Genomic DNA, 23198 nt, shown 5'->3' on the forward strand with positions numbered 1-23198 from the left:
GTCCCCTGTCGATGCTATTTATGCATGTGAACAACCTCTATTTGTAGATTCTTTCCAGTCCGCTCTGAATTTCGGTCACCGTATCATCCAGTGAAGCTTTATTGTTGAAGTAGACACCCAGCTTGTCGTTAATGAGCTTCATCATTTCATTCCATTGCGGATTGAACGGCTCGGCGTAGATAGTGGACTCGCTGAAAGCAGCCATGTTGATTTTCTTGCCGCCATATTCGGCATTCAGGAACTCATCGCTGGACAGGCCGGCCTTTGTTGCAGGAGCATCCTGCCCCGCCTTGATCATCGGTAATTGTGCTTCTGGTGTAGTCAGCGCTTCTATGATTTTGAATGCCTCTTCCTTATGTTTGGACGCGTTCGTAATCGTAAAGCCATTGAAGAACGCATTAGTCTCTCCCCATATCGGAGAAATGTCCCAATTGATGCCTTCCACCTTGGCAAGTGAACCAATATTCCAGAATCCCGTCGTCTCCATGGCAATCTTGCCTTGGGCGAACAATGGGTCAGCACCGATATTTCCCATGTCGGCAATCTCCGTTGGCGTTGGTCCCACACCATGGGTGAAGGTCAAGTCATTCATGAATTGCAGTGCCTTACGTACAGGTTCGGTATTGAAGGTAGGTTTGCCGCTCTCATCGAACAGGGAACCACCGTTTTGGTAGATCAATTGCATCCATTGCGGCCACCAGCTGCCTGGGTAGTAACCCCATTGAACTGTTTTGCCATTCTCCTTCACCGTCAGCTTCTGAGCAGCAGCGAGCAGGTCTTCCTGAGTCCATTCCTTAGTTGGATATTCCACTCCGGCCTTGTCGAACAGGTCTTTGTTGTAAAAGAGCACCATCGCGCCTGCACGGTCAGGCATTCCGAACTGTTTACCATCGAATTTCATCAGGCTGGCGATGTCGTCAGAATAGCGCTCTGACATGTTCACATTGTTGGCCTGGATCATATCATCCAGCGAAACAATTTGGTTTTTGGAGGCGTACGCCTGATAGTTCTCGGCGATCATCATGATGTCCGGTGCGGTTCCCCCGGCGATCATCGTCTGAACCTTTTGGTCATAGTCCCCGGCAACGACGTTCAGTTTCACGTTAATATCGGGATAGGTCTGCTTCACAATGTCGAGTCTCTCCTGATAAATCTTCTTCTCGTCCTCCGAGCCCCAGATCGTCATGCTCAGATCGACCTTGCCGCCAGCTGCACCGCTGTCACCCTTGCTACAGGCTGTCAGACCCATTACCATGACCAGCATCAATAACGAAATGACCTTTAAACTTTTTCTCATACCGTGCGCCCCCTTGAAATATGAATGGAAGATCAGACAACTGAAACCCATTTCATGAAATGGGTTTCATAAAGTTTAAAATTAAAACCCGTTCCAGTTTATGAAAGGGGTTTCATTCACGACCTCATTATATTTCACCCTCCGAAGGAATGTCAACGCTTTCTTTTTCAAACATTCCCCATTTATCGTGGTGCGGGTCCAGTACTTTGGCGGACAACAAGCTCTGGTTGCAGAATGGTCTGTTTCTTCGGATTAGCCTGATTAATCAGTTCATGCAGCTTGTCCACGGCCAGCTTGCCCAGCTGATACGTATTCTGGGACACAGTCGTCAGTTCCGGTATAACGGCACTTGCGAGCGGCGTATCATCAAAACCGACAATGGAAATATCCTTCGGAATCGATAAGCCATGCTCAATGGTCGCCTTAATCGCACCAATCGCCGTGTAGTCGTTCACGCAGATCACCGCAGTTGGAGGGTTTCCACGGTCCAGCAGCTTAGACATCTCCCGTTTGCCATCTTCAATGGAGAAGCTTCCAAGCAGTTGACGCTCTTTCGGAATTTCGAGTCCATGCTCACGCAGTTTTTTCTGAATGGCCTTGACCTTAACCATCGTGGTGGACAACTCCTTCAAACCGCCCACAAAAGCAATATCCCGATGTCCCAGTTCGAGCAAATGTTCAGCAGCCAAAACGGCTCCCGCTCCTTCATCCGTGTACACCCGATGGAATCCGCCTTTGGCAATGTTGCCATTGACCAGCACAATCGGCATACGTTTGCCCATATCAATCAATTCCTGAGCCATCTCATCCGGACAGACCTGCATGTTGATTCGTCCACCGAGAAAAATAATACCATCTACCCGCTTCTCGCGCAAAATGGACAAATACTCGGACTCCCGGCTGTAATCCCCGGCCGTATTGCACAGGAAGAACGTATACCCCAATCCACGTGCCTCGTTCTCAGCCCCCCAGAACACTTCCGGGAAGAACGGATTCGTAATGTCTGGCAGGATGATCGCAATGGTTCCCGTCTCTTTCTTGATCAGACTGCGCGCCTGCGCGTTGGGTTGGAACTGGTGTTTTTCAATGATGGACATGATCTTCTCCCTTGTGCTTGCACGCACAGGTGCCGTATCATTCAGCACACGGGAGACCGTGGATACGGATACGTTCGCTTCTTTGGCGATGTCATATATGGTAATCGGTGTCATATGTGGAACCATCCTTTTTCTCTAATATTCCTGCTTATCATACCAGATAAGGAATCGGGATGAAATGGGTTTCATTCCGAGGCTCCATCACAGCATCTCTACCGATGATATTCAAGTAATTGAACCATTCGATCGGATGATCCACCAAACTTGTAATTTTCATCGGATTCAGCCTGCTTTCCCTTCTATTTCACACCATTGTTCCATATATTAGATTGTAAGCGAATTCATAAGGTGATTAGAGGAGTGTGAACGACGTTATGATCATTCAGGTCAGTCCGCTGGCAGAATCAAGACTTAACGCGATGCTGGGAGATCGGCCGGGCTATTTCAAGCTGTTTTATGACACCGATGGATGCGGATGTGATGGTACTGCTGTGCTTCTGATCGTTAACGAGCCGGACAGTGATGACATTCGGATTGAATCCGATTCGCTTCCTTTCCTTATCAACAAACAGCAACAGATCTATTTCGAGCCTTGCCTTCGCCTGCAATCAGAGAACAGTTTCCCTTCCTACCGATTGAGCAGTGATTCCATGATCTACGGCAATCATGTCAAAGCCCATGATCTTCGGGATACCGCAGACACTTCGCCGCAGCCGCTCAGTTGGTTCGTACGATAAAAGTTAGAAAATATGGACCTACGAAAAAACCTCCCAACCCTTGAAACTTAACGGGCTGGGAGGTTTTTTCTTTGTTTGTTTTTGTATGGCCTGCACCAGTTGTGCGACTGGAAAGTTATCTCTAGGACCAATCGCAGCATACCGGATCTTATCAAATGACATCATGCGCTTATTTACTTTGTTTTGAATCGGGATGATGCTTCTACAAGCTGTTTGGTCAATCCATCGATGGTCTGTACCATCTCTGACAGATGCTCGGTCATACCTGACTGTTCCTCCATCGTCGCGGTTACTTCCTCCACGGATGCAGACACTTCTTCACCCGAAGCAGATAAGTTCTGAGCAGCTCCAATGACGTCATCCTTATCCCGTTCAATGGATTCAATCTCAGAGGCAATGGCCTGAACCTGGTCCATCATTTCATTCATATTTTGGGTGACAAAATTGAACGTTTCCTTGGTCTGGCCTACACTGCTCTTATGCTGTTCTGCAATCGCCTCAATGGCTTGTACGCTCCGGTTATTCTGCTCGACATGATCAATCGTCTGCATCACAATCCGGCTGATATCCTCCGATTGGGCTGTGGTCTGCTCCGCCAGTTTGCGGATCTCCGATGCAACTACGGCGAAGCCACGTCCGTGCTCACCCGCCCTAGCGGCTTCAATGGAGGCATTAAGTGCAAGCAGTTTCGTCTGATTCGCAATTTCGGTTATCGTACCTGTAATTTGGTGAATGCCAGAGGAGCTTTCAGCGAGCTGCACTGTGATTTTGGAAATGTTGGCTACTTCGGCCTCGTTCTGTCCGTTCACCGCAATCAACGCATCAATGACCTCATGGTTGTTCTTGAATGCATCCGTAATCTCGTCTGCCTTGAGCTTCACTGATTGCGACATCTCATTGACGTTCGCTATTTTATTGCCCACGTTCATGAACTTATCCACGATCGCTTCCGTATCATTGGCCTGAGATTCCATGGCTCGTGAAATTTCAAACGCCGTTGTCGTTGTTTCGGCAATGGAGGTCGAGGTCTGCTGGGTGGACAGATCCAGTTCGGTTGTACTTGTTTTCAGTACGCTGATGGAATGATTCATGCTGGAAATCAGCTGTTGGTTGCCCGCCGCCATCGTGTTAAAGCTGTCCACCAGTTGTTTGAATTCTCCGCTATATTTGCCCTTAGCCTGCACCGTCAGATCCCCGTCTGCAAGTTGTTGGAACAATGCTGTTAGCCTTGTAATGGGTTTGGTAACCAGTAAGGAGATCAGTATTCCTGCGATGATAGACACCGCAATTGCGCTGAACAGGACGATATACATCTGTTTCGCCATTTTCCCTAATGGCTTCTGCACATCACTTAGTTTATCTTCAACAATGATGGTCCAATCTGATCTTGGAATTTTGGAATAAAAGATTACTTTGTCTTTTGTGCTAACATCACCTTGTTGCAGTTGCTCATTAGAAGGCAGATCAATCAGTGACTGATATTCACCAGACTCAAGCTTCTGCCCCGCCATCTTCTCATCCGCCGAATTGAACATTACCGTGCCCACGCGGTCCAGAATAATGACTTTTCCCTCTTCATTAATGTTGATGTTCTGAAGCTGATCAACGAAGAACGAGGTTGATGCGGTAGATACGAGTACACCCTCCACTTGTTTGTTTTCATCGTAGATCGGCATTGCAAAAGCAGTACCCAGCGTACCCAGTGACTTGGAGATAACCCCTTCACTAATTACATTCTGGCCTTGAACCGCCTGTTGAAAATACGCACGATCTGCACGTTCTCCCCCGAGGGCTTCAGGATCGTTCGCTGCAACGACGATGCCTTTCCGGTCCAGCAATATGATATTGCTGTTGCCTTCCATCCCTGCGAGGCTGTCCGCCAATATACCATTGGACTTATCCACGAGTTCACTATTTTCCGAGAAAAAGACATCATCATTCTGTCCTTCGCTATTTCGAATCTCCAGCAATTCCTGAAATGTGCCATGTGTTGTAATCAGGAACGTGGACTGTTCTTCCAACGTTAGTGAAGTGAGCAAGCCCGCACCAATCCGGTCAGAGGTTGCTTTAATCTCATCCTTGCTTTTGTCGAGGGTAATCACTGCTGCTACAGTGTAAGATAATACCGCAGTTACCGCCAATACGAGGGTTACCAGTAAACTGATCATTAGCGGCAATTTGACTCTGAACGACATGTTGATCATGCGTTCTCTCGCCTTCGCGAATACCAAATGAATCCACCTTCCATTTCATCCTTGATTGTGTCCAATATTGTATGGGTTAACTTTATATCGGTAGATATCAATCAATTATTCAGCAGGAACAACGTTTGAACTGAAAATGTTTTTTTAAAACTCATATTCATCTAAATAAAAATATAACTATATGTAACTAGTATTATATTTTTTTTCATTTACTCCATTTGTAAAATAAAGGTATAATTCACTTTGAATTCATCTATCGTTTCTTTTAGTGAAAAGGGTGCAAAGATAATGAAAAGAACAATCTTACCCAACCAATTTATTGCAGTCGTAATAACTTTACTTCTCTTCATTGCAGGGTGTGGTCCAGAAGAAGAAGCACATGAATATCTCTCAATTACAAACACGGAATATGTTAATGGAACAGATACCGATGATGGTATGATCATGAGAGTATACACATACGACATCCAAACGAAGGCTCTAACTAAACTATCTGATTTACCTTATACCTCACAATATCCCTTAACTGTAGCTTCCTTAGCAAATGACACCATCTATTATTCAGGAGTTGGAAAAGATAAGGGTGACGAGTTGTTTTCCTATGATATTCAGGCACAAAAGACTCAACAATTAAGCACAGGCTTATTTGCAATTAATTCAATTATTCCAGATACCGTTGATCATACTTTGGTTATGGCTGCTGTTAAAAAGGGAGAGCGTCCTGTCAAAGTCATTTTCTTTGATCAGAAAACACAAGAGATGAACATCTTGAATGACGATGATTTGGATACAACTACATGGGATATTTCGTTTAACCCAGAAACGAGTAAAACCTATGCCATCCAATATTCTGAAGAAGAGCAGTATATTCATATGGAGCAGTCCAATAAGGCGCAAACACCGATGGTCCCTCCAAACCATAGCATCATTGAAATAGATCCTATTTCCATGCAGACCCGTAAGGTCATTGAACTGCATGAGGAACAGATCTTAACTCTGTCCGCACGTGCAGAACAGATCATGATTGCCACAGCAAAACACATCAATAAATATCCCATTGAATACAGTATGGTGAATATCAGAACAGGCGAAAGAACGAAAATGTCCCTTCCTATCAAAGCCAGCAGCGAATTGTACTTATCCAAAGATGGACGAGGTTTTTATTTCCTTGGGGAATATGTAGATGCAAACGTCAAACATGAACGGGGAATCTATTACTATGATTTGAAAACGCAACAATTCGAAGAGGTATTTCTTCAAAAAGAGGGATTCATTAATAATTTTATACTTCTATCGAATCCATAATCATTCCGTAATTAGGTCTTCACAAAAACAATAGCAAATAGGGACGTTGCTGAGAAACACAGGAATGCTCTTGTAGAGTGGGCTCACCAATAAGGTGCTTGTTTCACTTGTAATTACAGCGAAGCTTGGTAAGCTACTTAACTAATAAGCAGGAAGGAGCAATCAGATGAGTAAGGAATCAATCACAGTACAAGTATTAATAAAACAAACCATCCATCAGTATGTCTCATCGGATGCTCACATCCTAAGCATGGAAAGTAACCCTATCCAATTGGGACTTCAGGCCGTGGAATTGCTTCGACATCATATTGAATTCCTAGTCAATGGAGTGCAAAAGAACATTTCTGTCATTACGAAGAAAGCCACGTTCATAGAACGCTCTGCATTGACCAGATTATTTTCACAAGGCGCGAATGTGCCATTTAGTCTAACAAGTGAGCCTCATACTGAAGATCGCAGCTTGATCTGCATTCAGGATGTGGACTACCAAACCGATTATAGCCATCTGGATATGGATCTGCTTCAGAATAAAGAATTACGAGCGCTGGCTTACATACATGGAACGAATATGGGGTTAAAAAAAGAAATGCCCTGGATACCCACTGTGGATCGGAATCATATCTTCGGCATGATGGAAAATCGTTGGAGACCTTCGTGGAACGCCGCCATAGAAAACCCAGCATTCATTGCGGAATTTGGATTACCAATCATATCGGAAATTGAAGCTCTAGCCAGTACCATCGTAGATGATCTTGAAGTTCTGATCAGAGATGAACATATGCATACGATGATCCATAATGATCTGAATCCCGGAAACGTACTGGTACATAACAATAAGGATGTCTATTTTATTGATTGGGAGGAAGCACGGTATGGCTCCCTGTTCTTCGATATTCCTCTGCGTTGTAGCCATATGAGACAAGTAGACATCTATCGGGAGGCCCTAAGTTCCCACGGATACGATATTCCTCAAGATCAATTCGAAAAGTATTTCTCCCTGGCATCCCGATACCTCGGCATCCGCTATATGAGTTGGAACCTTGGGGTATGGGAACAACACTCATATGCAAAAGACGACTTAAAAAAGTATATGAAGATGGTAACTCAACCTTTGTTCTCCTAATCCCCCTCATTCCAGTTTAAGCATAAGATGAATTCACAGTTTTGCCGGACAAAAAAGCTCCTGCCACCAGAAGTGACAGGAGCTTACATTATAGGGATTCAGCATGAACATCATATGCTTCCACGACCTACATGGCATACATTTTTCTCAGATAATTATGAACTGGTGCTTAACCCAGATCTGCAATTCGCTGTTTAATGCGCGGAAATAAACCAAAAGCATTCTCGTAGAATACCTTCTCATGATGCTGCTCCGGCACAAGTCGACGGACGAATTCTGCATACAGATCGATCGGCGCGAGCGGCCAGTCGGTTCCGAACAGCATTTTCTCGTAATGATCCGAATACACAAGCGCCCGGCGGAAATGATCCATGAACAAGGGTTCGCTCATAAACCGTTCAAAATGGGGCCGATCACCGACAACAAGGCCTGACAAATCTGCGTAAACGTTCGGATTTTTCGCCACGACTTCAGCGGCATCCATCACCCAAGGATCACCCAAATGACAGATCATAAAATTCACGCCGCGCTGTTGAAAAGCTAATTCGTCTACGGTCAGCGGATGTGCATACTTGAGCAATCCATTCATCGAGTACGTATCTCCTGTATGAATGACCACCGGCACGTTATACTTGGCTGCCAGTTCATAGACCGGTGTGTAGATTTTGTCATACACGTAGTGATGATAGTACCCCGCATATAGTTTAATTCCGGCTACCTCAGGAGCTTGTAATCGTGCTTCAATCCGGTCCAGCTCGGCCTGAGCGTTATCACCACCAAGGTGGTTTGGATTAATGCCGACGCATTCCATGAGGAATGAAGGAACCGTTTCTTCCAAATCAAGTCCCATCGGGTTGGGAGAACTGGAATCCGGGAATGCTCCCTTTGTCTGCTCCGTAACCCCCATTCCGATGCCAAGAATCACGTCGTTCTTATCAAACTCCGCCTTGAGGCCAGCGGCAGAATAATCCACTTTCGATAAATCTATCGCCGTTCGATGAAAGCTGTCGATGTCCGACAGATGAATGTGAATATCAATAATCGGCATGTTAAGCCTCCTTTTCACCTTTTGAAGTTGCAAAGTTTAGCTGCAGAAGGCCTCGTACATCCTCTGGATTCAGAGGAGTTTGCCCCAAAATCAGATAGGTCGGCTCTGTCCAGACCGTTTCCCCGTTCAGCAGTGGCAGATTGTGATACACATTGTGACCAAGCACCACATTGTTCACAAACCCCGCAGCATTCTGATTAGGGTAACGATTCACTGCATGCAGCATGTCTTTACGCGAAACTGCTCCCATTCGCAAGAAACCCTTGGACTGAAGATATCCGTCTACCTTTCCTAGAGGATACCGCCCTTGCTCTGGATGTTCCAGCCAACCATCAGCAAAGACTGGCGAGGGTTTGAAGAAATGTTCCTCGGCTAGCGAGTAATCCAGCGCCAATCCGCTTTCATTCGTAACCGAGTGCAACTCACAGAGAACTGGAACGCCGGGCAGCATGAGGTAATGCTGCTGTACCGTGATTCCCCGATTCGCTTCATGCTTCTCGATGCGGGTTGTGATCTGAATTCCTTTCCAGACGTTACCGAATTCATCCTTCCGCTCCGTCCAAGCCGCGCTTCTTTGTTCCAACTGACGGCTGAAACCGTTCATACCAGGGATACCTACACCCAGTCCACCGTACCATGGATTCCACCAGGAACGCGGGGCTGCTTCCGGATACGTGCTGTCCAGCCATTCTTCACCCTGGTACTTCAAGGAATGCACGACACTTCCGAAACCAGGGGCAGCTGCCATCGAAAGAACTCCGTTGCTCACCGTGTACACAGGACCTGCTGGACCTTCTTCAATCACGCAATCAACGGCTGTTCCTGTCTGAGGATACCAGAGCGCGGTACGTTCATGAATCCGATCCTCTCCTCGATATACGGCCCGAACCTTCCAGCCAAATTCACGTTCTTCTGTCGAATCCTTTTCCTCAGGGGAGAATTCCAATTTAGCGGAGCGCAGGTCCTGCTCTCGATTTAATTCCATATCAGCAGCTACGTGCTCTGGTGTGCCACCATTCTGCACGTACAGTTCCAGGTTTCCAGCGAGCGGGACCATCTTCCGTTCAATCAGTTCTGCTGTCAGCACATCCTGGGCGAACGGATTGCCACCACCCAATGCCAGCTCAAGATGGTTGTCCAGCTTCGGTACAACCGGGCTATGCCGTTTTTGGGCGAAAGATCGGAAATCCTGCCATTTGGCAAAGGTATTCAGAGCAAATACGGTCGCCTTCGTTTGCACAACGGCTCCTGCTGGAATACGGCCTAGCTCATGCTGTAACCCCAGCGTGTGTTCCGGACGAAGCAGCTTCAGGGAAGGGTCCCAATAGATACCGCAAGCACCGTACTCTTCCTTACAGAACAACCAGTTCTCTGTAATTTGGGCGCTGTCCCAGTGGCTCGGATCGCCAGAGTACGCATCGCCCATGTCTACATAACGGCCTTGGTACGGGAGAATAAGCCTGTTGCCGAAGAAACCAAAGTTCGTCATCAAGAACATATTCTCTTCCAGCTCTGCGCTGCGAGTATTCCCAATTTCGTGGTAAAACTCCGCAATTCCGTTAGCAGACAGTTTGACCACGGACTTGATCTCTATACCAGGGAAATCTTCCGATTCATACAGTGCTTCGAGAACCTGGTTTTCTCCCTCCGGATAGATGTTGACTTCCTTGGCTTGTTTCTTGGAAAACTCTTCTGCAAATGGCTTACCCAGCTTCGGATAGGTCCACCAGAACGTGTGGACGGAGCCAGGATATTCAATCCACATGTTGTTCTCTTGCTTGCTCATATGGAGGGAGAATGCACCGTTCACGGCCACCCACTGTTCCCCGTTTTCCCCACCGTAACGTCCTTGTGTTCCCTTCATTAGAACAGACAGCTTGGTTGTAAAAGATACTGTTTGTCTATCCGTCGGAACAGCTGTTACCTCTACTTCTCGCGCATAGAGACCATACGAACGCAAGGTAAAGGCTACCGGTACAGAGGCTTTGCCTTTTGCAGGGACCGTGAGGCGCACCGAACGTTCTGCCCACTCTAGGAATTCTTCTTCTGGCAAGTCAAAAGTGAACTCCGCTTCGGCATCAAAATTATTCTCCACGTTCAGGTATAGCTCAGCAGGAATGCCTGTATAGAGCTCTTTCACGGGCAAAGCCGTGTTGATCTTGGCCGGGAATTTCGGGGCAACGCCCATACGAAACTCGGCTTTTCTGCCACCAATCAGCCATGTGCTTGTTACAACGGGATGGGTCTTATTCTGACTTTGCTCCTCTTGAACCGGATCAAGGTGGAATTCGCCCTCCACGATTACCGTTTCTCCCGGAGCAACCGCTCTTGCAACGTCCAGCGCAAAACGAATATTTTTGTTGTCCTGACCCTTGATCTCGAACTTCAGCTCGGATGCTGAGCGGTTCGTGATTCGGTAGCGAACCTTGTATGTGGAACCAAATACGAGATCATGATCGTCGATCTCTGTGGTAATTTCGTACTCCGGTGTTTCGAGAGCTGTCAGCCCGCGACCCGATTTCTCGAATTCGGCTCGCAAGGAGATATCTCCCTTTTTCCAAGAATAATCAAAGAAATCGAAACCACGCTCCCGTCGGCCATCCGGCTCGATGACGAGTTCACGGGTGCTATCTTCGTACCAATCCAGCTCCTCAAAATAAGGAGCAAGTGCTTCCGTCTGCAAGATGGTCGGGATGAAGTTCATCAGATGCACATTTTCATCCTTTTTCTCCCAGAAGAACCCGCATTTCTTGTACATCGGTACAGCCTTGGTGTTACCTGCCCATGTAAACAGATCCAGGCGAGGCCATCCCGCTTCCACGGTCTTGCGAACGGCATTCAGGATCAGATTACGTCCGACCTTGTAGCCGTGATAATCGGGGCGCACATTCAACAGCGGTACATAAAGGGCATTCTCGTCATAGCGGTAGTGGGCAAAACTACAGAAGCCAACAACCTCTTTCTCATGAACGGCCAGAAATACATGAAGATTGGACGAAGTCTCCATCTCCCGGCGAACGGTATCCTCCGTTCTCTGGTTGGTGCCACCTCCCCAACTTTCGTTACTGCGGTTCCACATATCAGCGACTGCGGCAGCGTAGGAGGGATCGTATTCGATAATACGGATTTGTTCGATAATCGAAGTTACGGTCATATTTGGTCTCCTTATCTTTATCTATAGGATGGTCTTCGTGATCATTCGATATGGCCTTTGCCCGATAGCCGCAGAGATAATACAGGCCATGTTTGAAGAAGCTAGCGATAGTCTTATCATACTATAAATGGAAGCTTTTTCAGAGGATTAAAAATCTTTCTTATCAACTTATAAGTGCCTTTCGGCTCTTGTTCGAAGTGTCAGATAACACCACAAACAAAAAATGGCTCTTTCCGCCTTATTGGACGGAAAGAGCCATTTTGATAATACCGGGGTCCTGTGCCATCAGCTCGCCTTCGCGAGTTTCGCGCCGCGAATCGATGCTGTAGCGTAGACGACGAGCGCTGTCCAGATGAGCGCAAAGCCAACGAGCAGAACCGGCGAGACCGATTCCTTGAATACGAATATGCTCAGTAACAACATGATCGTCGGCCCGATATATTGAACGAAGCCGAGCGTTGACAGCGACATCCGGGCGGCTGCTCGCGCAAAAAAGAGCAGCGGCAGCGCCGTGACCACACCGGAAAGAAGCAATTCAATGAACGTCGGTGCAGGCAGCGTCCATGCCGTCGTTTTCCCCACAACGGCCAAATAGATCCAGTAGCCGAGCGCGACAGGCAGGACTACAGCCGTCTCCGAGAATAAACCTATAGAAGCGTCTTGCTTGATCTTTTTCTTCGCCAGGCCGTACAAACCAAATGACGCAGCCAGCGAGATCGCGACCCACGGAAACCGTCCATAGTCAATCGCGATGATAAGCACCGCTGCGCCAGCGATGGCAATCGCAAGCCATTGGCCGCGGTTTGGCTTCTCACGAAGGAAGAGAACCGCTAACAGGACGTTCAGCAACGGATTCAAATAATAGCCAAGGCTTGTCTCTACGACATGGCCGTTGTTGACCGCCCAGATGAAGATAAGCCAATTAACTGCAATCAGCATTCCACTGGCGGTGAGGGACAGAAGAAGCGAGCGGTTAGTTGCAATCCGCTTTATGTCACCCCAGCGGCGCTGGGCAGCGACCAGAATACCCATAAAAACGAATGACCATACAACCCGATGCGACAGAATCTCGCCTGCCGGAACTTCGCTAAACAACTTCCAATAAAGCGGGAGAACCCCCCACATGATATACGCAATAATAGCGTTGACTAACCCGTTATTCATAATCATTTTTCCCCTCTTCTTGCTCTGATGTCTGAACGGATTATACGTCTCAATCCCCTCTCAAGTAAAGGAAATATTGATTAGTTTGATTCAATTATTACTTACTAGCCAAGGTTAATAAGCTTATCAAAGCAGTATGAATCTTTGTCATAGCCATTATGCTCATAGAAAGCATGGGCGTCGGTTCGCTTGAATCCGCTGCATAAAATAATACTAGATATTCCGAGTTCTTTAGCATAATTTTCAGTGTGTCTTAATAGTTGTGTACCTACCCCACGATGCTGAAATTCCTTTTTAACGGCCAGAGCTTGTATATGTAAATAACCAATCGAAACCCCTATGGACAATGCCTGAACTATAGTTACAAAACCAACCACATCATTTTCAAACAATGCAACAAATGTTTTGTAATTCCCATCCTCATTCATTTTTTCTATAGTAACCCGGAAGTTTTCATCATCAACATTGCGAATCTCAAGCACATCGTTCCATAAAAAAACAACTTCAGTATAATCATTCGCTACAATTTCTCGTATCTTAATTTCCATGCCTAACCTCCCTTTTCATACAAATGGATTTTAAAGGAAACATTTTCCTGTCTTGTAGCGTTTATGTTACGTGAATAACAATACTTAAGGAGGAATCAAGATGAAGCGATTAGTTTCTCTATTGTTGATGTCAACTTTAGTTGTGGGTGTAGTTTCGGTTGCATCTGCTACGGACCAACCTTTAAAGGATCTACCTTTTAAGGAACGTGCAGCGTATACATATAATCCTTCATTAAAAAAGATAGAACTAAATATCACAAAGGACCACAAGTTGACTAGAACGACGTATAACTCCACTTATGTTCCTATGAAGGATGTTTTTAAACAATCTGGAGCAACGTTTAATTGGGACGGAAAGAAAAAAATTACTACGGTTAAAAATCAAGGCCAAGAACTGATTCTTAATTTCTCTGGCAAAGAAATCACAGCGGGTAAAAATCAAGTTATTCTCCCTCGAGAGTGGGTACAATTAAAAAATGGAGTCTCAAGTATTGATGCATTTGTCTTAGCATATATTTTTGAAGTAGCTGCTGATGAGTCCGACCAAGAAAGAGTGGACTGGGAAGAAAAACTTAAATTTTTGGATATCAAAGAAACGACCGGTCTTCCAGGATTAGATAAGTATATGCATGTGTTTGTTGAGTTTAATGATTAATTAAAACCTTTATTTTTTTATTCTCTTTCGGTTATCCCCAGGATAGGTTTCTGTTCCTCTTATTAAGAAACCTATCTATGAATATCCAGTCCTCTATATGCCACGCTATCCTGCCCGTTAGAGTCTCGCGAATGTGATGTAATCTACTTGGACAGGCTCTGCCGATTCGATCCGAAGTATCCGATTGATCTGTCCCCGGTGATATTGCCCATGTAAGAGAACCTGCAACAGGATGTCCCGGACGGATGTTCGGAATGAAACCCCACTCTGATTTGCGTAGTCGATCATTTCGTCCAACTCAGATTCCTCAAGCCCTTCGATATAGACGCGATATTGCTCAGCATTTTCTTCGAACATCGTCCGGAGCGCCGTCAGGTCTTCCGCTTCTTCCCATAACGAATATTGCGCGCTGCCCTTGCCCTGCAATCGGGACAGCCAGACTCGTTCTGCGACCGCAACATGCCGAGCCAGTTTCAGAAGGTCCTTGTTCTTCGTCCCACTCTCTTCGAGCGCGTCCAGGATACGTCCGTCTGCCCAGTACAGGTGTTCCATCATACACTTGATCGTCTTCATTTCGAATTCCCCTCCTGGTCTCATCGATTACTTAAACATGTTGTCTTCCGCTCGTTTCATCAATGAAGCTTTTCATTCGATTTAACTGATCTCTGTCTGGATGCCATAGCGTCTTGGTTGAACGCCATCGTTTAACCTAAATCCGTAAGGACTTGTTTCCCATAAGCATCCCAATCCGCTTCATCTGTGTTAATCTCTATAGTTGGAATCAATGATTGTTTCGTAGCCATTCGAAGATTTTCTTGATTATCTAAAAACGTTTCACATACTTGGGGAGTTCTAGAATTCCCCATAACATATGACTTCCAAGCTTCACCGCGACTATCGATATACCTAGACTCAACAGCATCCGGGGTCAAGGTTAAGAGTACACAAAGTGCATTCATCCTGCTTAGACGTTTCTCAAGCAACTCAATCTCAGGAGAGGCTTTAAATGCGGCTCTATGATTTACATGAAACCTCTCTAAAAGAAAAAATATACCTTTGGATGGTTTGGAATGACCAAGAGAGTTAATCCAATCGTATTGTTGTTCAAGATAATCAACATGTCGACTTAGAAGTGAAATATGTTCATCCTTATCCATGGATCTTAAAACACCTTGGTGTGAATGCAATACTTGTGAATAGTGTTCACTTATTGCAATTATAGTTTTTTCATTATTCGGTGTTTGACTATGTAATCTCTTTATAGCAGAAAATAATGATGTTTTTCCTACAGTAGACATCCCTTCAATAATTACACCCCGAATCATCTTCCTATTCCTCCTAAGCTTCGTGGTATTCTGCCTTTTAGTATACTTAGTGCCGTGAACTTACCTGCCCGTTAGTTGAATCATTTATTAGTTACATCATTCGGAATTGAACCATCATTATAACGATAAGAGAAGAAATACAGCTTAGTATTGCAATCAGAATATGAAGACAACTGAATGAAATTTTTTCTATAAAAATTCTTTCTTTTCTTTGAATGAAACACGAGTAAATTAACACAGTGATCACAACGGGCAGATAATGATAAAAATCTGGTCCATCCTTACTGGGTAATACTTTATTAATATAGCCACCTATTGTTTCATCAATGATCATAAATGTATATATAACTCCGATTAACGCAGAAATAAAAAACTGAAATGCTAACTGAACTAGATTTTTCTTTATAAACAAGGGACCAATTTTTCGGTATAGGTCATTGACCATTATGTATTTGTTGCCTCCTCATTTTTCGAATAGTACTCCTCCTATATTTTACCACATAGCTCGTTCTATTGATTCCGTGCAGCGATACCTCAAATTAAAACTAACCTGCCCGTTAGTTCAATAAGATAGAGGAGCAGTATCGTCCGGGTCTGAACCAGCTGCTCCCCATACTTCCCCATCAACGTTATAACCGCCACCACTCCATTGAAGCAAGTAGCCTCCAGTACGCATTCCTTGCGTGAAACCTTCATTAATATTTATCCAATCCAGAGATTCCCCGGCAGCAATCGTTCTAGCGAAATACACTGTACTAGTATCTAAATGTGTTAAACTAACATTGACTTCGTGTCTACTATTGTTCTTCATTAGCAGTTTTATATGTACGAATTCCGAATTTACGGTAAAGGGTTGCTGTACCGTTGCGCCCCCAGAAGCAATAAAGTGCGAGGGTTTATCCTCTTCTTCACTTAAAGGATTAGTAAGGGTTGTACTTGTTGAATTGCTTGATAATACACCAGACTTTGGAGTAGAGGTATTCTCTTGAGTTGAACTTGTTGAATCACAGGCAGTTAAGGTCGCTGTTGTTAAAGATAATAATAAAACAGCCAAAAAAAGCCCCTTTTTTTTCACAACTTTATCCCTCGTATTCTTTTAATAGTTATTCTTGAACCTTTAGGACATTCCTTGTTATTAATAACACTATCAAATCAATGAAAGTTACATCTGTATTTCACAAAATGACACTAAGTTAACCTGCCCGTTAGTCGAATTCAACTAAGATTATTTAACAAGAATTTCAATTGGATTCATTGTTAATGAGATATCCCCATCAATATTTACAAGAAGTTTTTGTTTCCCTTTTTTTGTTACTATAAATTCATCTTCAACCTCAACTAGTTGACCTGACTTAAACTCAGTTAAATATGCCATATCCTTATAATTACGCTCCTCGTTACTACCCAAAAAGTAAAAACGAATGATTGGTTTTCCATGGGAAACTTCAACGGGTTGAATACCAGTATATTTAAGAGTCCCTTTTACTTTTATTGCTTCACCAGTAACTATAATAGTTGGCGTTGTTACTTCGAGAACAAAATCAGTTGCTACTACACTTTGAGTCACAATTTCTTCATTTTTTTCTGTTAATGAACACCCAGCAAATATCATGGGTACCACTAATACCAACATTAAGATCCAACTACTCATTTTTGTCACATCATATCACCTCTCTCATACTACAACGGATTTATATTGAATTTGTTGCTTAATTTCAAGAATACAAGTCATTCCGCTTTCGTGGTCTACTAAAAGTCAAATAAAATAGGCTCCCATGTAAGCTGGCAGCCTTAATTGCTTTCGTTTTCCGTTAATTTGAATTACTGAATCATCTCATTGATTTTGCTAACGCGATCATTTCCTCTTTAGTTAATTCTTTGCTATCCATTTCAATGAAAGTATCATTTTGTACCCATCGTAAGTATCCTCCTGATATATGGTTAGCCCATGGTTCAAATCGCCCTTCGATTCCATTAATGTTCATTTTCTCTCCACGTTCATTAAATATAAAATCCTCGACTATAGTTCTTGTTGTACTTGATTGGTTACGAACATCGACGTTAGTGACAACTCGGTTTACTTTATATCCACCCGCCTTATGTTCTTCAATTCCAAACAAATATGTCTGTCCTGATTCATCAAAAAAATGAAGTCTAACTTTTGAAACTGATTGTCTAAGATCAAACGGGTATGGTTCCTTAATTTCTAATTTATAGTTTTCAACCAAGTAAGACGGCGTAAAGAGTTTGAAATCCGCAGCAGTTTGCAGCTTGTCCAAATCCACATTTGAAAAAGCTAGCGTAGGTTTAGCTGATGCGATGAGTAGGTCATTGTTGATTCCAACAGAAAGCGTAAATACAAAAATCAATGAAACAATCCATTTAGGCAAGGGCATTCCCTCCAAATTTTATGAAGCACATTTTTATCTTTAACATAACCTACCACTTATTTCATTAGTCTCCCATTACTTCATAATCATTCGGAATTAACTCATACAAGGCACGAACATCACAACCGATGGAATCAGCGATCGATATGGCAATTTTGAGTGGCATCACTCTTTTGTTTTCAATAAAGTCGTAAACTCGTTCCGGTTTAAAAAGTAATTCCTTTGCCAGCCATTCCGCTGACTTTCCGGATTCCATCAATCGTTCATTCAGTAAGCAACGTCCTAGTTCAAATTTCAAGAAACGATGACCTCCTTCATAAGATCACATCTAACCTTAAGCGTAGTCCATTAACAGCATTCCTATACAAAAACCAAACACAAACTCCTAGTCGTAATGTTTTTAGTAGGTCAAGTGGATTCAGATAAGAGGAAAGGCATAGCTCGAGGACTTCATTTTACAGTATATTTTTTCGATATATTATGTACAGACTTTTATTTTAAATTTTAACTATTAAAGTTATGGGAGCTGTAAATTGTTGTGTTGAGGGGGAAATACAGTGAAAACAAAGATTGTATCCATACTAAAAATGAGATCTTTGAGAACAAAGTTAGTCACTCTATGCTTGGCTATACTAATTGTGCCCACGATTGTGATAGGGTTCACTTCGTATACGGTTTCGAAAACTGAAATGAATGAATCAGGCAAGGCAGCACTTGAAAATAGTGTGAATATGGTTATTGGCATGATTAGCATCCTCAATGAGCAAGTAGAGAGCGGAGATTTAACATTGGAGCAAGCACAGGAAAAACTCCGCGTCGAACTGCTCGGTGAAAAAAATGCAGAAAATAAGCGACCTGTAAAAAGTGAATATACTGTAGGGAAAACAGGATATCCATGGGCAGTTGATAAGAGTGCTCATTCCGTGATGAATCCTTCAAATGAAGGTCAAGATTTGACAGATGTCGTAACGGAAGATGGCGTGTATTTGGGGAAAGAGCTTGTTAAGGTTGGATCAGCCGGAGGGGGATTTGTCACCTATAAGTGGGCTCTACCTGATACAGGTGAAATAGAAACGAAAGTTTCATATGTTGAAATGGATCCACATTGGGGCTGGATCGTCGGTTCAGGTGCATATTTAAGTGAGTTCAACAGCGGTGCAACGCAAGTTCTTTATCTTGTAATAATAGTTACGGCAGTTGCAGTAGTTCTCGGATCAGTTATCGTCAGCATCGTCTCAGGGCGTCTAACGAAGCCTATCCTTAAGATCGCCAAACGTCTGAAGTCCGTTGCGGACGGTGATCTAACCGTTGAAGAAGTCAAAATGAAGTCCAAAGATGAAATAGGTGAGCTGTCTAAAGACTTTAATGAAATGATTAAAAACATAAGATATCTTATTAGACAAGTCGACCTCTCCACAAAGCAGGTAGCTTCATCCTCCAAAGAATTGACCCTTGGAGCAGAGCACACCAGTCAAGCAACTGAGAATATCACCATTTCGATCCAAGAATCTGCAGTCGGCGCACAGGAGCAACAAATGATGCTTCAAAGGACAACCAACTCACTCGAGGAAATATCAATTGGTATCCAGCGAATAGCGGAAAGCTCATCAACTATTGCTGATTCTTCTGTTGATGCGATGGAATTAGCGAATATAGGTAGTACTGCCATAGAGCACACGACGAAGCAAATGAACCTGATTAACCATTCCGTTAATGAAACCGATGTAGTAATGAGGATGCTTGATGAACGCAGCCAGCAGATCGGTACGATGCTACATGCCATTACGGATATCGCAAAGCAGACTAACCTTCTGGCTTTAAATGCTTCGATTGAGGCTGCCCGTGCAGGAGAAGAAGGCCGCGGTTTCTCCGTAGTTGCTGCTGAAGTGAGGAAACTTGCTGAACAATCGAATCAGTCATCCGGGCAGATTTCCACGTTGATTCATGATATGCGTACAGATATAGAGCAATCTCTTAAAACGTTGGAACGAGTTAAACAGGACGTCGACTCCGGTATACAGATTGCTAGTGAGACAGAACAACAGTTCAACAAAATTGTGGGGTCCACAAACTTTATCGCACAACAAACGGAAGAACTCGCCAGTGTTACACAGCAGATAACTGCAAGTGTCCAGGAAATAACAGCGGGTCAAGAGCAAGTCTCCAATCTTGCGCTTCAAGCTGCAGACAACTCACAAAATATAGCTGCATCTTCAGAAGAACAACTGGCTTCAATGGAGCAAATTACGAGCTTAGCCACAACCTTGTCGGATATGTCACAGCAGTTAGAGCGTTTGACAATCCAATTTAAGTATTAATCTCTAAAATGCGAGTGCACTTGCAAATATGAACTAACCTGAGTTAATTGAAGGCAGCTGATCAACGTTAATCGGCTGCCTCCTTCTTTTTATTGAGTTATCGTTTCCTGTTAGTTGAATCAGTCGTTATGAGTAGGATTTCATCTTCTAATAGGACGGTTAACTTAATCCTAGCTAGTCGTCTATAAATGATTCCCATAAAATACCATTGTCATTTTGTCGTTAATTACTTTTGTTGTACCCGTGTTTTTATAGCCTATCTTTTCATATAAATAACAGTTTCCTTTTTCTTGTAAGATGGTACCCGATTTCCATGACTTTGCATCATCATATATCTGCTCAACCATTGTAAAGACTTCTTGAGCATTCCCTTTTCCTTGATGTTCTGGCAGTACAAAAATTGGGCTAACACTATAAATTTGATTATCTTTTTTCACGACTCTAATTCCACCGACAGCAACCTCAAGATGATGAATTATGAAATAATCTGCAAAAGAGTGATTGATTTGAGTAATAGTTCTTTCTAGGGTTTTGATTACTTTCCCCCAACATGAAACACACCAATCACGTTTTCACCATCCAGATCATACAGCGGAATATCACGGCCATCCGCTGCTCTACTGTTCTGTAGTGCAATGGCTTCTTCAGGTGTACTGGGTTGCTCGCCATCCAGGTCCTTTTTCAGTACATATCCTTCTGTACCATCCACACCAATAGCCTCAATTAGTTGAGGTTCTGTTTCTGGAGAAGTAGCCTCAACGGCAGAACCGTAAGTTTGCCCATTACGATTTTTAGGATAATTCGTTTTCTTACCACCAACAAAAATAGAACCAATGATGGTTTTCCCGTCAACATCAAAAAGCGGGGCAGTCCGTGTAGTTTCACTAAGATAATCTGTTTTCATGACATATCCAGCAATGCCGTCTACACTTCCTGCATAGATTAAGTCGGGTAGTATTTCAACGGATTTCAAATCTTCAATCCTACCGAATGTCAGTCCATATTCATTTTCAAAATAGTTGATAGCTGTGATATGACTTGGAATAATCGTATTTTTAGCACTTGTATTCTGGGATACCATGAGACCGCCTGAAACACTAATGATAAAAATTACGAAACCCGATATTAGGGCGCCCTTAGAGTACATTTTCATAACTGTTCACTCCGCATTCTTTATTAGCTTTAGCCACACTTCCATGCTTTTCACATTCTAAACGTTACCAATACATGGAAAGTTACGGTAATCTAATCGTTAATTAAACAAAAGCGGCGATATACTACAATAAGTAACCAATCATGGGATAATTTTTCTTAAATCTATACGGAACGAACGATAGCATGATTCATTTTATCAGGCGCCTCTAATCGGTACATCGTTACTCGGTAATATTTCACTAAACTTGTTAGGGTGTTCTCCCACTGTGAGAACACCCCTTGGCAATTTGTTCCGTTCTCGTTTCCTGTTAACATAATCAGTTCTGATGCATTATTTTCCCTAATCGTGTGCCAATCCACCCACATCGGGAGGAGATGAAATATCGCTGCTTTGCTCCAGTGTCTTGATCATTTTCAGACGAGATGTAATGATGGCGATCAGGATCACGAACAGACCTGCAATGATAAACAGTAAGGCAATACCTCTGCCCGGCCCGGTTCCAATGATTTGCCCCACGGAAGATGCAAGTGCCCCTCCCTCCATCATGAGCGGGTTGAACACGTGATCGGCCAGAAATCCGGCCAAACTGTACGCGATGATGAAGCCGAGCTGTGACAGAATACCGATGATGCCCCAGACCCTGCCCTGCTTCTCGTTGGCAATGTTATTACGCACCAACACATCCGCACTCATGTTGACAAACGGAAGTGAAGAGAGGAACAGGAAGCCAGCGAAGATGATAAAATAAATGTTCGTGGAGACCCCAAGTAGTGAGAAGGACAGTCCGCACATGATCAACCCCATCACCAGCACACTGGCGTATTTCTTCGTCATCGTGAATATGCCGATACATAAACTGCTAATCAGCATGCCAATAGCGCTAACTGACTGAAATGTTCCAAGTGTTTTGGCATCCGTGAAAGACAAGAGCATTGGGCCAATCAGCGTCTCCAGGAATCCGAGGTAGAAGGTAACCAGAGAGATAATAATGACCAGCAGCAGCACTCCCTTATTGGTTACAACCTCGCGCCATCCCTCCTGAATATCCGTCATCCAGTTTTGATCTTCTTTTTCCTCGCGCTCCACCTTCATGCTCTTCCGTATAACCAGCACAGCCAGAATAGCGATCAGGAATGTTGCAATATTAATGACCAGAATGACTTTAATGGTTGTGATACTGAGCAGAATGCCCGCGATAATGGGTGAAAATAAAAATTTGGAGGATTCGGCCAGCTGCACAAGTCCGCTTCCTTTGGAGAATTGGTCTTTGTCCAGCAGATCGGTGGCGGAAGCCTTGTATGCCGGACTTTGCAGTGCCGAAAACACAGAACTGAATGCTACCCCAACATAGATATGCCATAACTGAATATCACCCGTAAGCATGATGGTCAGAATAAAAACGAGACCGGCAGCCGAACCCAAATCACCAATGATCATCATCGTTCTGCGGTCAAACCTATCTGCCAAGACACCTCCAATCGGCCGAAGCAAAATGTTGGGCAGAAATGTAAACAGCGTAATGAGTGCAACACTTGTTGCCGTATTCGTCTTTTCAAAAGCATATACCCCCAGTGAGAAGGCCGTGAGACCAATTCCGATCATGGAGATCAGCTGACCAAACCATACAACCAGAAACTTACCGAAAGATTTGTGAACCGTGTGTTCCATTGATAGCGC

General features: G+C 44.0%; 22 protein-coding genes. 5 read left to right on the plus strand and 17 right to left on the minus strand.

Annotation, left to right across the window (positions count from 1 at the left end; genetic code table 11):
• Window positions 1-37 precede the first annotated feature (37 nt).
• The 3 genes from HP548_RS26495 to HP548_RS33785 form a co-directional block, all read right to left on the minus strand.
• Window positions 38-1297: an ABC transporter substrate-binding protein gene (locus tag HP548_RS26495; protein WP_076287912.1), complete on the minus strand. Its 1260-nt coding sequence runs from the start codon at window positions 1295-1297 to the stop codon at window positions 38-40.
• A 182-nt stretch (window positions 1298-1479) separates the two neighbouring features.
• On the minus strand, window positions 1480-2508 hold the full coding sequence (locus tag HP548_RS26500) for a LacI family DNA-binding transcriptional regulator (RefSeq protein WP_076287911.1): 1029 nt from the start codon (window positions 2506-2508) through the stop codon (window positions 1480-1482).
• A 37-nt stretch (window positions 2509-2545) separates the two neighbouring features.
• Complete coding sequence (locus HP548_RS33785; protein WP_281364912.1) at window positions 2546-2671, minus strand: hypothetical protein; 126 nt, start codon at window positions 2669-2671, stop codon at window positions 2546-2548.
• 85 nt (window positions 2672-2756) lie between these two features.
• Here HP548_RS33785 and HP548_RS26505 point away from each other — a divergent pair, with 85 nt between their 5' ends.
• A complete protein-coding gene (locus HP548_RS26505) occupies window positions 2757-3131 on the plus strand; it encodes an iron-sulfur cluster biosynthesis family protein (RefSeq protein WP_256336612.1) in 375 nt (124 codons plus the stop codon).
• A gap of 173 nt (window positions 3132-3304) precedes the next feature.
• Here HP548_RS26505 and HP548_RS26510 read toward each other — a convergent pair whose 3' ends face one another.
• Complete coding sequence (locus tag HP548_RS26510; protein ID WP_175383280.1) at window positions 3305-5362, minus strand: methyl-accepting chemotaxis protein; 2058 nt, start codon at window positions 5360-5362, stop codon at window positions 3305-3307.
• A gap of 261 nt (window positions 5363-5623) precedes the next feature.
• Here HP548_RS26510 and HP548_RS33505 point away from each other — a divergent pair, with 261 nt between their 5' ends.
• Window positions 5624-6640 carry a hypothetical protein gene (locus HP548_RS33505; protein WP_246318217.1) on the plus strand — a complete coding sequence of 339 codons (1017 nt, stop codon included), beginning with the start codon at window positions 5624-5626 and terminating at the stop codon, window positions 6638-6640.
• Between the two features lie 166 nt (window positions 6641-6806).
• Window positions 6807-7763: a phosphotransferase family protein gene (locus HP548_RS26520; protein ID WP_175383281.1), complete on the plus strand. Its 957-nt coding sequence runs from the start codon at window positions 6807-6809 to the stop codon at window positions 7761-7763.
• A 169-nt stretch (window positions 7764-7932) separates the two neighbouring features.
• On the opposite strand, the gene HP548_RS26525 is transcribed toward HP548_RS26520, so the two are convergent.
• The 4 genes from HP548_RS26525 to HP548_RS26540 form a co-directional block, all read right to left on the minus strand.
• Complete coding sequence (locus HP548_RS26525; RefSeq protein ID WP_076287908.1) at window positions 7933-8811, minus strand: amidohydrolase family protein; 879 nt, start codon at window positions 8809-8811, stop codon at window positions 7933-7935.
• A 1-nt stretch (window position 8812) separates the two neighbouring features.
• Complete coding sequence (locus tag HP548_RS26530; protein ID WP_175383282.1) at window positions 8813-11965, minus strand: GNAT family N-acetyltransferase; 3153 nt, start codon at window positions 11963-11965, stop codon at window positions 8813-8815.
• 285 nt (window positions 11966-12250) lie between these two features.
• Window positions 12251-13129 carry an EamA family transporter RarD gene (gene rarD, locus HP548_RS26535; RefSeq protein WP_072734803.1) on the minus strand — a complete coding sequence of 293 codons (879 nt, stop codon included), beginning with the start codon at window positions 13127-13129 and terminating at the stop codon, window positions 12251-12253.
• A 104-nt stretch (window positions 13130-13233) separates the two neighbouring features.
• Window positions 13234-13677: a GNAT family N-acetyltransferase gene (locus tag HP548_RS26540; RefSeq protein ID WP_076287906.1), complete on the minus strand. Its 444-nt coding sequence runs from the start codon at window positions 13675-13677 to the stop codon at window positions 13234-13236.
• 100 nt (window positions 13678-13777) lie between these two features.
• Between HP548_RS26540 and HP548_RS26545 the strand changes: the two genes are divergently transcribed.
• The gene (locus HP548_RS26545) at window positions 13778-14332 is read left to right on the plus strand and encodes a stalk domain-containing protein (RefSeq protein ID WP_175383283.1); all 555 of its coding nucleotides are present in this window, start codon (window positions 13778-13780) and stop codon (window positions 14330-14332) included.
• A gap of 117 nt (window positions 14333-14449) precedes the next feature.
• Here the strand turns inward: HP548_RS26545 and HP548_RS26550 are convergent, their stop codons facing one another.
• The 6 genes from HP548_RS26550 to HP548_RS26575 form a co-directional block, all read right to left on the minus strand.
• The gene (locus HP548_RS26550; RefSeq protein ID WP_175383284.1) at window positions 14450-14905 is read right to left on the minus strand and encodes a DinB family protein; all 456 of its coding nucleotides are present in this window, start codon (window positions 14903-14905) and stop codon (window positions 14450-14452) included.
• A 131-nt stretch (window positions 14906-15036) separates the two neighbouring features.
• A complete protein-coding gene (locus HP548_RS26555) occupies window positions 15037-15657 on the minus strand; it encodes a hypothetical protein (protein WP_175383285.1) in 621 nt (206 codons plus the stop codon).
• 562 nt (window positions 15658-16219) lie between these two features.
• Window positions 16220-16732 carry a pilus assembly protein gene (locus HP548_RS26560; RefSeq protein WP_175383286.1) on the minus strand — a complete coding sequence of 171 codons (513 nt, stop codon included), beginning with the start codon at window positions 16730-16732 and terminating at the stop codon, window positions 16220-16222.
• 150 nt (window positions 16733-16882) lie between these two features.
• Window positions 16883-17290, minus strand: a complete 408-nt coding sequence (locus HP548_RS26565; RefSeq protein WP_175383287.1) for a hypothetical protein — start codon at window positions 17288-17290, stop codon at window positions 16883-16885.
• A 196-nt stretch (window positions 17291-17486) separates the two neighbouring features.
• Window positions 17487-18047 (minus strand): DUF4367 domain-containing protein, encoded by a 561-nt coding sequence (locus HP548_RS26570; RefSeq protein WP_175383288.1) that lies wholly within the window; start codon window positions 18045-18047, stop codon window positions 17487-17489.
• Window positions 18048-18111: 64 nt separating this feature from the next.
• Window positions 18112-18345: a transcriptional regulator gene (locus HP548_RS26575; protein WP_099857029.1), complete on the minus strand. Its 234-nt coding sequence runs from the start codon at window positions 18343-18345 to the stop codon at window positions 18112-18114.
• A gap of 259 nt (window positions 18346-18604) precedes the next feature.
• Here HP548_RS26575 and HP548_RS26580 point away from each other — a divergent pair, with 259 nt between their 5' ends.
• Entirely contained in the window at window positions 18605-20365 is a 1761-nt protein-coding gene (locus HP548_RS26580; RefSeq protein ID WP_175383289.1) for a methyl-accepting chemotaxis protein, read from the plus strand.
• A 182-nt stretch (window positions 20366-20547) separates the two neighbouring features.
• Here HP548_RS26580 and HP548_RS26585 read toward each other — a convergent pair whose 3' ends face one another.
• From HP548_RS26585 to HP548_RS26595, 3 genes are all read right to left on the minus strand, one after another.
• The gene (locus tag HP548_RS26585) at window positions 20548-20901 is read right to left on the minus strand and encodes a GNAT family N-acetyltransferase (protein ID WP_175383434.1); all 354 of its coding nucleotides are present in this window, start codon (window positions 20899-20901) and stop codon (window positions 20548-20550) included.
• Window positions 20901-21518 carry a hypothetical protein gene (locus HP548_RS26590; RefSeq protein ID WP_099857023.1) on the minus strand — a complete coding sequence of 206 codons (618 nt, stop codon included), beginning with the start codon at window positions 21516-21518 and terminating at the stop codon, window positions 20901-20903. Before HP548_RS26590 ends, HP548_RS26585 begins: the two co-directional genes overlap by 1 nt.
• 342 nt (window positions 21519-21860) lie before the next feature.
• Window positions 21861-23189, minus strand: coding sequence for an MFS transporter (locus tag HP548_RS26595; protein WP_099857021.1), 1329 nt, complete (start codon window positions 23187-23189; stop codon window positions 21861-21863).
• Between the last annotated feature and the right edge of the window lie 9 nt (window positions 23190-23198).

Origin of the sequence: Paenibacillus taichungensis (assembly GCF_013359905.1) — a bacterium.
Lineage (GTDB): Bacteria > Bacillota > Bacilli > Paenibacillales > Paenibacillaceae > Paenibacillus > Paenibacillus taichungensis.

Coding starts and splice junctions, on each gene's coding strand:
- HP548_RS26495 (WP_076287912.1), bottom strand. CDS start 1,297: ATGAGAAAAAGTTTAAAGGTCATTTCGTTATTGATGCTGGTCATGGTA.
- HP548_RS26500 (WP_076287911.1), bottom strand. CDS start 2,508: ATGACACCGATTACCATATATGACATCGCCAAAGAAGCGAACGTATCC.
- HP548_RS33785 (WP_281364912.1), bottom strand. CDS start 2,671: ATGAAAATTACAAGTTTGGTGGATCATCCGATCGAATGGTTCAATTAC.
- HP548_RS33505 (WP_246318217.1), top strand. CDS start 5,624: ATGAAAAGAACAATCTTACCCAACCAATTTATTGCAGTCGTAATAACT.
- HP548_RS26520 (WP_175383281.1), top strand. CDS start 6,807: ATGAGTAAGGAATCAATCACAGTACAAGTATTAATAAAACAAACCATC.
- HP548_RS26525 (WP_076287908.1), bottom strand. CDS start 8,811: ATGCCGATTATTGATATTCACATTCATCTGTCGGACATCGACAGCTTT.
- HP548_RS26530 (WP_175383282.1), bottom strand. CDS start 11,965: ATGACCGTAACTTCGATTATCGAACAAATCCGTATTATCGAATACGAT.
- rarD (WP_072734803.1), bottom strand. CDS start 13,129: ATGAATAACGGGTTAGTCAACGCTATTATTGCGTATATCATGTGGGGG.
- HP548_RS26540 (WP_076287906.1), bottom strand. CDS start 13,677: ATGGAAATTAAGATACGAGAAATTGTAGCGAATGATTATACTGAAGTT.
- HP548_RS26545 (WP_175383283.1), top strand. CDS start 13,778: ATGAAGCGATTAGTTTCTCTATTGTTGATGTCAACTTTAGTTGTGGGT.
- HP548_RS26550 (WP_175383284.1), bottom strand. CDS start 14,905: ATGAAGACGATCAAGTGTATGATGGAACACCTGTACTGGGCAGACGGA.
- HP548_RS26555 (WP_175383285.1), bottom strand. CDS start 15,657: ATGATTCGGGGTGTAATTATTGAAGGGATGTCTACTGTAGGAAAAACA.
- HP548_RS26565 (WP_175383287.1), bottom strand. CDS start 17,290: ATGTTGGTATTAGTGGTACCCATGATATTTGCTGGGTGTTCATTAACA.
- HP548_RS26590 (WP_099857023.1), bottom strand. CDS start 21,518: ATGAAAATGTACTCTAAGGGCGCCCTAATATCGGGTTTCGTAATTTTT.
- HP548_RS26595 (WP_099857021.1), bottom strand. CDS start 23,189: ATGGAACACACGGTTCACAAATCTTTCGGTAAGTTTCTGGTTGTATGG.